General features: G+C 50.5%; 12 protein-coding genes and 3 pseudogenes. 6 read left to right on the top strand and 9 right to left on the bottom strand.

Annotated elements, in window-relative coordinates:
- The 5 genes and pseudogenes from mtnN to yjgA form a co-directional block, all read right to left on the bottom strand.
- Positions 1-324: 5'-methylthioadenosine/S-adenosylhomocysteine nucleosidase (gene mtnN / locus DYD62_RS23390; RefSeq protein WP_267896144.1), on the bottom strand; the 324-nt coding region annotated here is incomplete at its 3' end.
- A 275-nt stretch (positions 325-599) separates the two neighbouring features.
- Positions 600-1,237 (bottom strand): annotated as a pseudogene (locus DYD62_RS23385) (alpha/beta hydrolase).
- A 111-nt stretch (positions 1,238-1,348) separates the two neighbouring features.
- Positions 1,349-1,931, bottom strand: a pseudogene (mog, locus tag DYD62_RS23380) (molybdopterin adenylyltransferase).
- Entirely contained in the window at positions 1,931-2,584 is a 654-nt protein-coding gene (locus DYD62_RS23375) for an HAD-IA family hydrolase (protein ID WP_115227535.1), read from the bottom strand. The pseudogene mog and the gene DYD62_RS23375 overlap by 1 nt, the downstream one beginning before the upstream one ends.
- Positions 2,585-3,145: a ribosome biogenesis factor YjgA gene (gene yjgA, locus DYD62_RS23370; RefSeq protein WP_115228288.1), complete on the bottom strand. Its 561-nt coding sequence runs from the start codon at positions 3,143-3,145 to the stop codon at positions 2,585-2,587. It abuts the gene before it with no gap.
- 198 nt (positions 3,146-3,343) lie between these two features.
- Between yjgA and pmbA the strand changes: the two genes are divergently transcribed.
- From pmbA to DYD62_RS23355, 3 genes are all read left to right on the top strand, one after another.
- Positions 3,344-4,675: a metalloprotease PmbA gene (pmbA, locus tag DYD62_RS23365; protein WP_115227534.1), complete on the top strand. Its 1,332-nt coding sequence runs from the start codon at positions 3,344-3,346 to the stop codon at positions 4,673-4,675.
- 107 nt (positions 4,676-4,782) lie between these two features.
- Positions 4,783-5,415 carry a DNA-3-methyladenine glycosylase family protein gene (locus DYD62_RS23360; RefSeq protein WP_115227533.1) on the top strand — a complete coding sequence of 211 codons (633 nt, stop codon included), beginning with the start codon at positions 4,783-4,785 and terminating at the stop codon, positions 5,413-5,415.
- Between the two features lie 146 nt (positions 5,416-5,561).
- Positions 5,562-5,798 carry a hypothetical protein gene (locus tag DYD62_RS23355; RefSeq protein WP_115230256.1) on the top strand — a complete coding sequence of 79 codons (237 nt, stop codon included), beginning with the start codon at positions 5,562-5,564 and terminating at the stop codon, positions 5,796-5,798.
- 126 nt (positions 5,799-5,924) lie between these two features.
- Here the strand turns inward: DYD62_RS23355 and DYD62_RS23350 are convergent, their stop codons facing one another.
- Positions 5,925-6,386, bottom strand: a complete 462-nt coding sequence (locus tag DYD62_RS23350) for a ParA family protein (RefSeq protein WP_115230255.1) — start codon at positions 6,384-6,386, stop codon at positions 5,925-5,927.
- A gap of 445 nt (positions 6,387-6,831) precedes the next feature.
- Between DYD62_RS23350 and pta the strand changes: the two genes are divergently transcribed.
- The 3 genes from pta (at position 6,832) to DYD62_RS24520 (ending at position 10,089) form a co-directional block, all read left to right on the top strand.
- The gene (gene pta, locus DYD62_RS23345; protein WP_115227531.1) at positions 6,832-8,877 is read left to right on the top strand and encodes a phosphate acetyltransferase; all 2,046 of its coding nucleotides are present in this window, start codon (positions 6,832-6,834) and stop codon (positions 8,875-8,877) included.
- Positions 8,878-9,196: 319 nt separating this feature from the next.
- Complete coding sequence (locus tag DYD62_RS23340) at positions 9,197-9,793, top strand: hypothetical protein (RefSeq protein ID WP_233703008.1); 597 nt, start codon at positions 9,197-9,199, stop codon at positions 9,791-9,793.
- Positions 9,685-10,089 carry an XAC2610-related protein gene (locus DYD62_RS24520; RefSeq protein WP_422614941.1) on the top strand — a complete coding sequence of 135 codons (405 nt, stop codon included), beginning with the start codon at positions 9,685-9,687 and terminating at the stop codon, positions 10,087-10,089. The genes DYD62_RS23340 and DYD62_RS24520 overlap by 109 nt, the downstream gene beginning before the upstream one ends.
- 141 nt (positions 10,090-10,230) lie before the next feature.
- Here DYD62_RS24520 and DYD62_RS23335 read toward each other — a convergent pair whose 3' ends face one another.
- The 3 genes and pseudogenes from DYD62_RS23335 to DYD62_RS24185 form a co-directional block, all read right to left on the bottom strand.
- Positions 10,231-10,848 (bottom strand): hypothetical protein, encoded by a 618-nt coding sequence (locus DYD62_RS23335; RefSeq protein ID WP_115227729.1) that lies wholly within the window; start codon positions 10,846-10,848, stop codon positions 10,231-10,233.
- 179 nt (positions 10,849-11,027) lie between these two features.
- The gene (locus DYD62_RS23330) at positions 11,028-12,149 is read right to left on the bottom strand and encodes an AGE family epimerase/isomerase (RefSeq protein ID WP_115230257.1); all 1,122 of its coding nucleotides are present in this window, start codon (positions 12,147-12,149) and stop codon (positions 11,028-11,030) included.
- Between the two features lie 153 nt (positions 12,150-12,302).
- A pseudogene (locus DYD62_RS24185) lies at positions 12,303-13,377 on the bottom strand (glycoside hydrolase family 125 protein); the annotation flags it as partial.
- Positions 13,378-13,857 lie beyond the last annotated feature (480 nt).

The following is a 13,857-nucleotide window of genomic DNA, read 5'->3' as shown; positions in this document are numbered from 1 at the left end:
TACCTGGCCAAGGCTGGCTACGGCACGGTGCGCTGCGGCAACTAAATCTGCATCCGGCGTAAAGGCGGCAGGCTGCTGAGCCATCTGGCCGATTTCATAGCCAAATGCCGTGACATCCACATCGTGGTGACGTACTTCGGATGAGATGACGATGTCGCCAATCGATAAATGATCCACAAAGCCACCCGCAGAGCCAGTGTTGATAATGGCTTCAGGCTGATATTTAGCGATTAATAGCGTGGTGGCGATGCTGGCAGCGACTTTGCCAATGCCAGAGCGGGTGACGATCACTTGATGATCTGCCAGAGTGCCGCTGTAAAAAATCGATCCCGGCTACAGTTTCTTTGCTGCTGTTTTCAAGCGAAGCAATTAGATGGGCCACTTCGGGCTCCATTGCACCAATAATTCCAATCTTCATTTTATTTTCTGACTTACAAAAAACGCGCGCGGCAAGGTGGCGGATAATGCCTCAGGCCAAGACATATGCCAAATGAAATAATCACTTTTCGGCTAAAAGTAATATTTGCTGCGATGGTTTTGAGATTTGTGGAGGATAAAGCAGCAGAAAACAATTTAAAACTGTTTTCTGCACATATGGATCAGGCTAAGCGCTGACGAATAAACTGCCCGATCGCCTGGATTTCCGGCATGCACACTGAATGCTGCATCGGCCATGTTTGCCAGCTGATGCTAAAGCCCAGCCCGCTGAGCGTGTCTTTTGCGGCCACGCCAAGAGCAAGGCCTACAACAGGGTCGGCACTGCCGTGTGCGGCAAAGATGGGGGTGTTCTGGTTGCTGAGCCCGGCTTGGATTAACTCAGGCGCAGGCAGGTATGTGGATAGCGCCACAATCCCGGCCAGTTTTTCGGGTGCAGCGTGCCCGCCGTATAGGCAATCGCGCCGCCTTGTGAAAACCCCGCCAGAATAATGCGATCACTCGGCACACCGCGCTGATTTTCACGCGCAATCAGGGCGCGGATCATTTCTACCGACACATTGACGCCGGCCACATCGGCCTGACGGCTGATTTGATCGAAATGCAGAATATCGTACCAAGCCCGCATGACGTAGCCGTTATTGCAGCTGATCGGCATATAGGGCGCGTGCGGAAACACAAAACGTACGGCTAAATCTGCCGGTAGCTGAAAATCAGGCACAATGCCCGCAAAATCATTGCCATCCGCGCCAAGACCATGCAGCCAAATAACGCTGGCGGTGGGCTGATCGCGCGGTTTCAATTTCTACGCAGGGTAGTAATTCTGCATTGCTCATGATTTGTTCCTTGTTGTTATCGTGCAGGTGCTCAGGGCGCTGTTTATGGCGCTCGGCTGCGTATTTCAAACCACTGTTTATTGGGCTTTAATGGCGGATTTGGGTCTGAAACTGGCAACGATGGCTGCATGGGTTTCGATATAGGGGCCGTCTAACAGCTGAATGCAGTAGGGCACTGCGGCAAAAAATGCCGTTGACCAAAACTTTGCCGTTTTCGTCTTTCACGCCTTCCAGCGTTTCTTTGATCGATTTAGGCTGGCCTGGCAGATTTAAAATCAGGCACTGTTTACGAATCACGCCCACCTGACGGCTAAGAATAGCCGTGGGCACATAATGCAGGCTGATTTGGCGCATTTGTTCGCCAAAGCCTGGCATGATGCGATCTGCAATCGCCAGCGTAGCGTCAGGCGTTACATCACGTAGCGCGGGGCCGGTGCCGCCCGTGGTTAAAATTAGGTGACAGCCCTCGGTATCGACCAAATCTTTCAGTGTGGCTTCGATCAGCGCTTGCTCATCGGCAATCAGGCGGCTGATGGTGTGATGCGGGCTGCTCAGCGCCTGATCCAGCCATTCTGCTAAGGCGGGAATGCCGAGATCCTGATAAACGCCGCTTGAAGCACGGTCAGAAATAGAAACAAGTCCGATTTTTACCGTATTTATCACTGGCTAAGTCCTGATATAACAATGCGATCACCCACTTTGAGAGTGAGCGAGTGGTAGTTGGCGATGATGTGCTCTGCATGACTGAGTTCTTGGGCGGAGTGCGATGAAGTGAGCGCAATCACCGGAATGCCCGCCGCTTGCGCCGATTGCACGCCGCTGAGTGCATCTTCAAAAGCCACGCACTGCTGAGGATCTAAACCAAACAGTGCTGCGCCTTTTAAAAAAGCTTCGGGGTGCGGTTTGCCATGCGTGACATCGTCTGCTGAAATCAGCCTTGCTGGCGCAGGTAGGCCCGCATAAGTTAATTTCGCTAAGGCGATTTCGCGCGGGGCGGAGGTCACAACGGCCCATTGATCTGGGCGAAGCTGTGCCAGAAAATCCGCAGCACCGTCAATGGCCACCGTGCCATCTAAGCTGCGAGCTTCTTCTTTAAGTAATTCGACCACTTCGGCCGCTGCATCAAGATGCGGAGCGACAAGGGCAATCGTCTCTATGCCACGTCGTCCGTGCACATGCTGCATGACCAAATCGGGGTCTAAATGTTGGCGAACAGCCCATCGTCGCCACAGCCCTTCAATACAAGGGGTTGAATCAACTAAGGTGCCGTCCATATCGAACAGCAGTGCGGTGCATTCGATTTGCCAAGTCATTTATTCTTCGTCTTCTTCTGTATTGGATACTTCAAGGCCGGGTAGTGCTGGCTCTGGAATATATTGTTTGATGAGCTTAAATAACTCGCGGAACGCTTTGGCTGGTTTTTGCTGCTCGCGCTCTTTTAAAGCATTGCGAACGAGCTGGCGCAGCTGTTGAATTTCTACTGTTGGATGCTCGGTCACGAAATTTTCAATGACTTTAGGGTCGGCCAGCATGCTTTCACGTAAACGCTCTAAGCGATGTAACCAAGCGCTGTGCTTGTCAGAAAGGCCTGCTAATTTAGCCAGTAGCTCGTTAATTGGCTCTGGATCGACATCACGCATTAGCTTGCCGATAAATTGCTTTTGTCTGGCCGTCGCGCCATTTGCGGTGATTTTTTTCGCCGCAATAATGGCGTCATAAAGCCGTTCTGGTAGCTTGAGCGTGGCCAGTTGCTTTTTATCCAGCGGGATCAGTTTTTCGCCGAGTTTTTGCAGGGCAGTCATTTCTGACTTCATTTCTGTTTTGCTGACGTACTCGATATCGTCGTCAGGAAGGTCGTGTTTTGGTCTTGCCATGATAGGGCTACTTGCTTGCAAAACCGGTATGATACCAAAGACTGCCTCTTTTTCTGTCATAGAGTGCATAGAAAAAAGAACAGAGGCCAAAGATTTGCTTATACAGAGGGGCCTTGCCCCTTCAGAATTATTTATTTCGCCGCCACTTATGTTGCCGGTGTGCTTTATAACAACGAACCGCTAAACAGGAAATGAACTGTGTCCGAATTTAGTTTTGATCAGCAAGAATTATGTGATTTAGCCTCCATGGTGCTCGAGCAGGCGAAAAATCAAGGCGCAACAGCCTGCGATGTGGATGTGTCTGAAGGCTATGGGCAAAATGTATCGGTGCGTCTGGGTGAAGTAGAAACCATCGAATACAACCGCGATAAAGGGGTAGGCGTTACCGTTTATCTGGGCCAGCAAAAAGGCCATGCCAGCAGCAGTGATTTTTCGCCTGATGCGATTAAAGAAACCGTCAGGGCAGCGCTGGCCATTGCCCGCTTTACAGCAGCAGATTCTTTTGCAGGCTTGCCGGATGCAGACCGGTTGGCAACGTCTTTTCCGGATTTCGATTTATACCATCCATGGGATTTATCGGTAGAAGGCGCAATTGCACTGGCAACAGAGTGTGAAAACGCGGCTCGTAGTGTGGATGCGCGCATCAGTAATTCGGAAGGAGCATCGGTTTCTACCGGGGCGAGCCGTTTTGTATATGCCAATTCCTTAGGCTTTATGGGTGCAGAGCGCAGCTCACGCTATAGTCTTTCAGCTGCGGTGATTGCCGAAGATGAATCGGGGATGCAGCGCGATTACTGGTACAGCTCGGCCAGATCTCCTGAAGACCTGGATTCGGCGGTTGCTGTGGGAAAGCGTGCAGGCGAGCGTTCTTTGCGCCGCCTTGGTGCCCGTCGCGTAAAAACGGGCGAATATCCGGTGTTGTTTGAAGCACCGGTGGCTTCCGGCTTGATCGGCACTTTTGTGCAAGCTGTCAGCGGCAGTAGCCTTTATCGCAAATCCAGCTTTTTGCCTGACAGCCTAGGGCAGACTGTTTTTGCGCCTTGTGTCAGCATTAAAGAAGATCCCTTCCTTAAAAAAGGCATGAGCAGCGGTGCATTTGATGCAGAAGGCGTGGCCACCGTGGCGCGTGATGTGGTCAGCCAGGGCGTGCTAAATGGCTACTTTTTATCTAGCTATTCCGCACGCAAATTAGGCATGCGCACCACCGGTAATGCAGGCGGCGCGCACAATCTGATCGTTGCGCCCACGCATACCTTTGCTCAGCTATTGGCAGAGTTGGGCACAGGCTTGTTTGTGACTGAATTGCTTGGCCACGGTACTAATATGGTGACGGGTGATTATTCCCGTGGTGCTGCAGGCTTTTGGGTGGAAAACGGCGTGATTCAATACGCGGTAGAAGAAATCACCATTGCTGGTAATTTACGTGACATCTTTAAAAATATTGTGGGTATTGGTGATGATAGTCAGCCATGGTCCAGCCGCAAGGTGGGCTCGATTTTAGTGAGTAAGATGACGGTTGCTGGCGAGTAAGCGATTTGTCGAAGGCGGAAGAGGGTAAGCATAAGACCTTCTTCCGCCATTTTTTTGCCTGCAAAATAAGCTATGGCTTGGTAAAGGCGCCGCACAGGGGGAGTCAAATGAGCACAATTTATGGCAAGCCTGCCTATTGGGACCAAGCCACAGCTGAGTTGTCTGCCGCCGATTCCGTGATGGCTGGTTTAATTGCCCGCTATCCAGATATCAGCCTAGAAGGGCGTGGCGAGGTGTTTCACACTCTAGCTCGTGCCATTGTCGGCCAGCAAATCTCCGTAAAAGCGGCGGATTCGGTCTGGTCGCGTTTTGCGGCTCATTTACAAAAAATTGAAGCTACGCGCGTGCTGGAAAGTAGTGTGGAGGAATTGCGCGCCTGTGGCTTATCCGCCCGCAAAGTGGAATATCTTTATGATTTAGCAAGGCACCAGCAGGCTGGCCTGCTGGATGTGGCACTTTGGCATGATCTGGATGATGAGGCGGTCATTGGCAGGTTGGTCGATATTCGCGGCATAGGCCGCTGGACCGCAGAGATGTTTCTTATCTTTTACCTGCTCCGTCCCAATGTGCTGCCGCTGGACGATATCGGCCTGCTTAAGGCGATTGCGCTGCTTTACCACAACAATGAAAGACTGCCGCGAGGTATTATCTGTGACTTGGCGCAAAAATGGCAGCCCTGGCGCACCGTCGCCACATGGTATCTGTGGCGCAGCTTAGATCCGGTGCCAGTGGAGTATTAGGGGGGGGGGGCTTTAGATGCAGAGCGCGGTAAGAGCACAAAGTATGCAGAGAAAAAAGCTGAAAAATCTAAGGTATGAAAGTTATTGATCTGTATTTCTCTCAGGCTTTCTCCGTGTTCTGCCTTTAAACTCCGTACGCACTGTTTATGCAGATCTTTCTAGTCTTTCTGCCCTTATTAAAAAAGCCTCACTCAAACGGTAAATCCAGTGACAGCGAAATCAGGCTGGATTCGATGAGCTCGTCCAGCAAAAAAGTAAAATCTGCTGCTGCACCTGAGGGGGGCAAAGTCGAAGATGTTTGCGCCGCTGCCCACTGCCGCAGAGAGCGCTTCTTGCTCTCTGATTCGGGTTTTAAGCACTTCTCCAGGGAAGTGTTTGATTAGCTGGCCTGCTACGGTTTCTGATGTGATTTGCCCAGGCGTGTAGCGGTTGATCAGAAAGCGCCTTGGCTTTCTGGCCTGAAACTTTTCAAGTCCTTTTAGTGGTTTGTGCTAGCTGTACTGCGCCGTTCAGGGCCAGGTATTCGGCGGCAACGGGGGCAAGAATGATGTCGGCAGCAAACATGGCAGAAAAAGACAGCACGCCAGCGTGGGGGTGCAGTCAATAATGATGGGCAGGCCATAGCCCGAAAGCATTTCTGCTGTCAGTGCCAGCTTCAGCCGCCATACATGATCTTTGTGGCGGGTAAGCTGCGCGTCTACTTTTCCCAGCTCTAAATGAGAGGGCACAAAGTTAATGCCGTCATCTCTTGTAATAATTAAATCAGATAGTGTGCTTGCGCCCTGAAAGAAGCGATAAATGCTTTGGCTGCTTTTAGGTTTTATGCCGTAGAGCGAGGTGAGGTGAGCTTGTGGGTCTAAATCAATCACCAGCGGCTCTACGCCATTTTTGGCGATGGCGGCGGCTAGGTTGGCGCTGACGGTGGTTTTACCAACGCCACCTTTTTGATTGAAAACGACAATAACCGTCATAAATCTCACCGCGGTGATGAATGGAGTGGTGGGCAAGCCGATCTGTATAGGTCGCTTGGGCTTGCTAAAAGTTGCTGTGCGATTCTAACTCGAAACACTGTTTTAAAGCAGGGTGACAGGACTACTTAAGCAAATACTAAGGTTTCTGATGCTTGAAAACCGGCGGGCAAACGGCTCTTTTTTTGCAGGCAAGACTGCTAAACTCATTAAAACACCCGCGCCGGGTTTGAATTTAGCTGATTTAGTGTGCGATGCAGCATTTTTTTATGACATGGAACAAAGATCGTGCTCAAGGTGTGAAAGTTGCCGACCTAAATGCGGCGCAATGTTCTACATTGACGGCCTTCGCGGGCATCCTGTTTATTAGATGCATGCCCGCCAGCCTTACACCCCTTATTTGATGTGTTTTTTAGTAGCAAAGTTTGTTACGTGCTGAGGATGATATATGCAAACCTTTTTTGTGGCTCCAACCCGACAAAATGTCGGCCTTACTTCGGTATCTTTAGGTGTGGTTCGCGCTTTACAACACCAGGGTCTGAAAGTGGGATTTGTAAAGCCGGTTTCACAAGAGCCGCAGGGTATTGAGCGCTCTACGCATTTTGCCTCACAAATTTGCCAGATTGAATGCCCGCAGTCTTTGTCGATTGCTCAGGTCATTGCCCGCGTATCTGCAGGGCAAAATGACGAATTATTAGAAGATATTGTCAGCCTGTGTATGGGCGCTGCGCATGGCGTGGATGTATTGGTCGTTGAAGGTATGCATTTGGATCCAAGCAATGCATTTACCGCCAGATTAAATAATGAAGTAGCCCGCAGCTTGCAGGCCGAAGTGATTTTGGTGGCCAATGCGCGCGCAACGGGTGCGGTGGCGGAATCGCGCCTTGCGGCCAGTCAGCTGAAGAATGAAGGCTGCAAAGTGGCCGGTGTGATCTTCAATAAAGCCACCGCGCAGTTTGACGCGGCTTCTGTGCAATACGAGCTGGATGGTATTCCATTGTGGGGTTTTATTAAGTTTGATCCGGCCTTGCTTGCGCCGCGCACCTTAGATATTGCCCGTCATTTGAATGCAGAAATCCTGATTGAAGGCGATATTGCAAACCGTCGTGTGCTAGAGACCGTGGTGGCGGCTCGTTCTGTTCCTGAAGTGATTGAGCGCTTGAAAGCAGGGGCTTTGGTGGTAAGTGCCGGGGACAGGGATGATGTGATGCTGGCAACTGCTCTGGCCGCTAGCCAGGGCGTGCAACTGGCCGGACTGCTGCTGACGCATTCCAGCCAGCCGGACAGCCGTATTCTGGAATTAGCGCGTCAGGCCTTAACAAGTGGTATTCCGGTGATGCGTACGGACAGCGACAGCTTTAATACTGCTATTCGTATTACCCAATTGCCACCAGCAGTAGCCACCGACGACAGCGAGCGCATGAATCTGGTGCTGGACGCCGTATCCGAGCAAATCGATATGGCCATGCTGATGAATGCGGTGCAAGTGCCGCCATCCACACGGATGTCGCCTCCGGCTTTCCGCTATCAGCTCATCCAAAAAGCGCGCTCAGTGCGTAAAACCGTGGTCTTGCCTGAGGGTGAAGAGCCACGCACTATTCGCGCGGCCATTATTTGTGAAGAAAAAGGCATTGCTCACTGCGTCTTGCTGGGTAAACGCGCCACCATCGAAGCCATTGCCGCTGCGCAGGGTGTGATGCTGCCAGAAAGTCTTGAGATTCTGGATCCGGATGTGATCCGTGCCGAGTATGTAGAGCCGATGGTTGAGCTGCGTAAGAGCAAGGGCCTTACTCCGGGCCAAGCATTACAGCAACTTGAAGATACTGTTGTGCTGGGTACCATGATGCTGGCCGTGAACAAGGTGGATGGCCTAGTATCTGGCGCGATCCACACCACAGCAAGTACGGTGCGACCTGCGTTGCAGCTGATCAAAACTGCGCCTGGCTCGTCGATTGTGTCTTCGGTCTTCTTTATGCTGATGCCGGAGCAGGTATTGGTTTACGGCGATTGCGCGATTAATCCTAATCCGAATGCAGTACAGCTGGCCGAAATTGCCAAGCAAAGTGCGGATAGTGCACGTGCATTTGGTGTAGATCCTAAAGTAGCCATGATCAGCTACAGCACCGGTAAATCTGGTGCGGGGGCCGATGTGGATAAGGTACGCGAAGCCACCGAGCTGGCCCGTAGTAGCTACCCTGATCTGGTGCTGGATGGCCCGCTGCAGTACGACGCAGCATCGGTATCCGAAGTGGCCGCACAAAAAGCGCCAAGCAGCACTGTGGCAGGTAAGGCAACCGTGTTTGTATTCCCTGATCTGAATACAGGTAACACCACGTACAAGGCTGTACAACGTAGCGCCCATGTAGTGAGTGTTGGCCCTATGCTGCAAGGCTTGCGTAAACCGGTAAATGATTTGTCACGCGGTGCTTTGGTGGATGACATTGTGTTTACCATTGCGCTGACCGCCATCCAGGCGCAAAACCTAGCTGCGTAATCAATTTGCCAGAGACAAAACCGGGCCGTGTGCCCGGTTTTTTTATGCCTGAACCCGTGTATTGGCGGGCGTGTAGCTGTTTTTTTGCTCGGAGAGTGTCGTTTTTAGAGGGGTGTTCTGGTCGGTGGGCTGTTGCCCGCATTGATATTGTAAAAAGTTGTGCGTGTATTTATCGCGATTAAGTTGAACCGCGTGCATTGGCTCAAGTCAGATTTGGGATTTGATAAAATAAGATAATCGTAATCTGTTTAAAAGTAGAATGGGTCCGGTAGAAAGATTTGTTCTGTGTAATCCCAATGAAAAAAATGGAGACGCCCCAATGAGCCGTCGACGTATGCCCTATTTGCCCGAGTTTATTGCACCAACCCGCCATACCGATCCGCTTGAAGCCCTTGCACAGGTGCGTTTGATTTATGAAAGCAGCGTGACGCATTTGCGCGATGCCATGCAGCGTTTTGTGGCCGGTGAAGCTTTGCCGGGTCATGTTCGGGCTTATTATCCTTTTGTAAGAATCCAAACCGATACCGTTGCAAGGCTCACCAATGAGAGTGCGCATCTGAGCTATGGCTTTGTGGCGGGGCCGGGCAGCTTTGAAACCACCTTAACCCGCCCTGATCTTTACGATAAATACTATCTTGAGCAATTTACGCTGCTCTTGCAAAGCCACAGAAATGAGCTGGAAGTCGGCGTAAGCACCCAGCCCATGCCGGTGCATTTCTCTTTTGCCGAACACGATCATATTGAAGGCACGCTACAAACGGAAAGTTGCCAGCTAATAATACTGTGCTTTATGGCGATCAAAGCGCGGTGGTGGCTGATGATTTTAATTTTGATGGCTCCACAGATATTGCAATCAGAAATGGTAACAATAGCGCATATGGTGGCCCTTCCTATGACGTTTATGTTTATAACATAAGTAAACGGAAGTTTGTTTTAAGCGATGAGTTGACAGAATTAGCCACTACAAAGCTAGGCATGTTTTCAGTTGATAAAGCCCGCAAGCGGCTTATTACTTTTGAGAAAAGTGGGTGCTGCTGGCACCAGACCACGCATTACGCGGTATCTCCTGGGCGGGGGCTTTACGTTGTTTATTCGCTGGTTGAGGCGACTACTTCCGATGGCAAGAATGTGGAAGTGACTACTTCGTCACTTGTTGGGAAAAAGATGAAATCAAAAACGAAACTCTACCCCGTAAATTCTTATTATAAATGAAAACTTTTTGGCTCGATTTAGGTACTAGGTATATTATTCTTATTGTATGGGCTACAAAAAAATAATTCTGCTCGGTATATCTGGTGTGTTGCATGCAATGATTGCGTTCTACGGCTTTTAATATCGAATATGATGGGTGTTTTAGTTTGAAAGCATAGCGTTAGTCCAAAGTGCATATTTTGGATTTTTGCTTTTTTGTATATCTAGGTATTCAATTTCTGTTTGTGTATGGAACTGATCTGCAAGTAGATTACTCGCGACGTCTGCTTGTTCAGCTTGTGAATGTGCAGGTTCAATATGCAATATGTACCCTGTTAAATCAGGTCTGTATATATTTTTTGATTCAGCCAGTTTTATGATAAAGGCTGCTGACTCATTGTCGCTCTCTGCTCTCCAGTAGCGGAAAAATAGCAGGCAATTGAATGGTGTTTTTCGGGTTTGAGTGCCATTTTTTCTATTGGGAAAGTGCTCTTTAATAATAAGAGTGCGTAACGAAATGTCTATCGTCACACTTCGCTCCCCTATGCTTCTCCATGAATCGAGGGTGATTCCTAGATAAATGCATGCAGCAATGATTTTCGGAATAATCCAATGGACTGCATTGTTCCAAATCATAAGTGGTATGATGATAATACCTGCCCAAATGATTGTGACTGCAACTGCACCATAAAAAATATCAGCAATAAATCTACTTTTGGTATGGGTGTGTTTTTCTAAAGTAGCAATGTTGTCGTGTAATAGGTCTTGTGCAATAGACATTTAATACGTTTTCTCTGAATGATTTAATTGATAATTATATAGGGTGAGATAGCTTGCATTTCATTAGATGCTTAATAAAAAGAAGTTGGTTCGTCGTGGTGCTTGAAATGTAAGTTACCGATGGCACAATCACAGTTGCAATTGTGCTTTCGGTTTATTGGTATTTTAGTTCATATCCCTTAATCAACCACCCTCAAAACCTCATAACACGCGCCCATGGTGTGGTAGTCGGTTTTACCAGCGGGGGATTTGTGCTGGTCGATTTTCTGGTTGTCTGGGCTGAGGATGCGGTACCACGCGCCGTGTTGGTGGTCTACGAAGTGCTCCCAGCTGTAGGCCCAGATTTTATCGTAGGCTTGCCAGTATTTTTCATCCTTGGTTTGGTTCGCCAGCAGGGCAGCGGCGGCGAGGGATTCGGCTTGCACCCAGAAGTATTTATCCTGATCGTAAGGCTCGCCGTCTAAGTCGTAGCCGTAGATGAGCCCACCGTGCGCCTCATCCCAGCCAGATTCCATCGCCGCATCAAATAATTCCCGGGCGCGGGCCAGATGCCAGGGCTGCGGGTCGTGGCGGTCTAAAATCAGCAGCAGTTTGGCCCATTCGGTTTGGTGGCCGGTCTGGATGCCCCAAGGACGGAAGATGTTGGTCTTGTTGCCCCTGTTGTATTGCAAATTGGGCGTCCAATCGGTGCGGAAATGCTCCCAGATTGCGCCGCCAGTAAGGGCCGCCTGGCGCTGGGTAAAGTTGGCTGCCAGTAGTTTTGCACGGTCTAAATAGCGAATTTCGCCGGTGGCTTCAAAGGCAGCGAGCATGGCTTCGCAGCCGTGCATATTGTCGTTTTGGCCGCGATAATCATCCAGCACCCAATCTCTGCTGGCTTCGCTGGCGTATACGCCGTATTCGGGTAGCCAAAAGTGTTGCTCCATAGTGTCGTAAGTTTCATCCAACCATACTTTGGCTTCATCCATGCCACAGCGATAGGCGCAGGCGTAAGCCAGCATCACAAATGCGAGGCCGTAGCATTGATTGGTGGCATCCGTCACTTCGCCGTTTTTAACTTCCCATGCGTAGCCGCCGGTCTGCGGGTTGAAATGCACCTTGCGGATAAAATCGATGCCGTGTCTGACGCGTGCCTGATATTCTTTTTCACCAAACGCCTGCCACGCCATGGCGTTATTAAATACAAAGCGGGTGGACGAGACGAGGTGGCGGTTTTCCTTATCGTAAACGCGGCCGTCATCCATATAGTAATGATAAAAACCACCCGCCGGATCGACCGAAATCGGGTCGTAAAACGCCATGGTGTGGCGAATATGTTTAAGTAGAAATTCTCTAGTGCGAACATGGCGATCCTTGGCAGAGAGTAAATGGGGGCGCTCTTGGGCGATTTTGCTGATCAGCTCACCCAGTAGGGTGTTGGCCCATGCAAACCAGCTGCGGGTAAATTGCTGTGGCTGATGGACGTGAAATGATTCGTGCATAAAGTAAGTTTCGGCGTGGCTATTTTAAGCATGTGCAAGCAGTGGCTGATTTCCTTGTCCTGATCGCTGGTCATCGCGCGCATGATGATGGACATTGGCCAAATCATGGGTGCAAGGGTGTGCGGGCTGCCGTTGCCTTCAAACAGGTCCCCTTTAAAAAACCACGGGTTGTCTGTGGAGAGCGCAAAGCGGCGGGTGTTTTGATAGACCTCATCATTCCGCGCTACAGCCCCCAGATAGGGTAAGGACAATAGGCTAGGAATATTAGCATCGTCCATCAGTAGCGCACTGCCGTAGCCGTCTACTTCATAGGCGTAGATGGGGCCGTGTTTAGGATGTTGAACAATAGCGTGGGCTTGCAGCGCTGTGGCGACTTCATCGGCCAGAGCGGTGCATTCGCGGCAAAGGCAGTCTCATAAAAGAGGTCGACCACCATGCTGGGCAAGCTGGCGCAGGCTGATCACGGCAAAAAAGTTAGATGGCACTAAAAATGGTAAAACGGTGGCGTCATCCGATGGTCTGAACATCGAGGCGATCAGCCCACCGGCCGGGCAGGATTGCCCCAGCCATCGCAAGCTAAGGTATCGGCTTGCCAGCTGCCGCTGCGGGTAAAGGAGTAAGGCCCGCGATTCTCTTTGCGCTGCTGTGCTTTCATGGTGGCAACAACCAGCTTCATGGCTGCCAGCCATTGAGCATCAAAAGGTTTACGGTCAGTGCTGCTTTGCCAATAACCATGTGCCAAGCGGATGGCGTAGCACAGCGAATCTAGCTCCCATTTGCGCTCGTGTAATTCGGGTAACATGGTGGTGCTATCCGATTGCCATTCGCTCTGGGCGGGGCCATCGTTAAAAGCATTGGCGTAAGGATCGATCAGGATGCAGGCGCTGTGGCGGCGGATCAGCCCAGCAATCATGTCGGCAAGCCTAGGGTCTTGCTGGATATGCGCTAAATAAGGCCAAACCTGCGCCGCGCTGTCCCGCAGCCACATGGCATGGATATCGCCGGTAATCACAAAGGTATCTGGCAAATTGTTTATTGTTTTAAACACCACGGTGGTGGCTAGGGTGTTGGGGTAGCACTGGCGGAATAAGCGCTCTAATGCGGGATCAGCGATGTGCTGGCTGATGTTTTCGATATGGTCGTTGACGCGGTGCTATGGAAATTTTGTGGCTGCAAGGGATGGCTCGGCTATGGAAAGGTTTACGGTACTTGCCAGGGACTGCCAAAAGTAGTCGGCGCGGGTATAGGTATTTATATCATTCAGGTGGCACTTCAGCGCTGTAGCATCCCCCCTGGTAAAAGGGGATGGAGGGGGGCTTTTTGCATTGGCGTGTGCTTTTTATATCAAAAGATGAAGTGCCCAATCCCCCCTAGCCCCCCTTTTTCAAAGGGGGGAATACATCAAGATGATCTCGGTACCGGTACTCGCGGAGTACCCGCAGTCAGGATGTGAAATTAGCTGTTTTTAAGTAACTACCTTACAGCTGATTCACCTTGTGCTTTCTCAGTCTTCCGTCACCTTGCCATT

Source organism: Iodobacter fluviatilis, assembly GCF_900451195.1.
Classification (GTDB): domain Bacteria; phylum Pseudomonadota; class Gammaproteobacteria; order Burkholderiales; family Chitinibacteraceae; genus Iodobacter; species Iodobacter fluviatilis.
The sequence above is the reverse complement of the archived record's forward strand: the minus strand, read 5'-3'. Positions and strand labels throughout refer to the sequence as shown.

Coding starts and splice junctions, on each gene's coding strand:
- DYD62_RS23375 (WP_115227535.1), bottom strand. CDS start 2,584: ATGACTTGGCAAATCGAATGCACCGCACTGCTGTTCGATATGGACGGC.
- DYD62_RS23335 (WP_115227729.1), bottom strand. CDS start 10,848: ATGTCTATTGCACAAGACCTATTACACGACAACATTGCTACTTTAGAA.
- DYD62_RS23360 (WP_115227533.1), top strand. CDS start 4,783: ATGAGCACAATTTATGGCAAGCCTGCCTATTGGGACCAAGCCACAGCT.
- yjgA (WP_115228288.1), bottom strand. CDS start 3,145: ATGGCAAGACCAAAACACGACCTTCCTGACGACGATATCGAGTACGTC.
- DYD62_RS23355 (WP_115230256.1), top strand. CDS start 5,562: ATGCAGATCTTTCTAGTCTTTCTGCCCTTATTAAAAAAGCCTCACTCA.
- DYD62_RS23340 (WP_233703008.1), top strand. CDS start 9,197: ATGAGCCGTCGACGTATGCCCTATTTGCCCGAGTTTATTGCACCAACC.
- pta (WP_115227531.1), top strand. CDS start 6,832: ATGCAAACCTTTTTTGTGGCTCCAACCCGACAAAATGTCGGCCTTACT.
- DYD62_RS23350 (WP_115230255.1), bottom strand. CDS start 6,386: ATGACGGTTATTGTCGTTTTCAATCAAAAAGGTGGCGTTGGTAAAACC.
- DYD62_RS23330 (WP_115230257.1), bottom strand. CDS start 12,149: ATGGCGTTTTACGACCCGATTTCGGTCGATCCGGCGGGTGGTTTTTAT.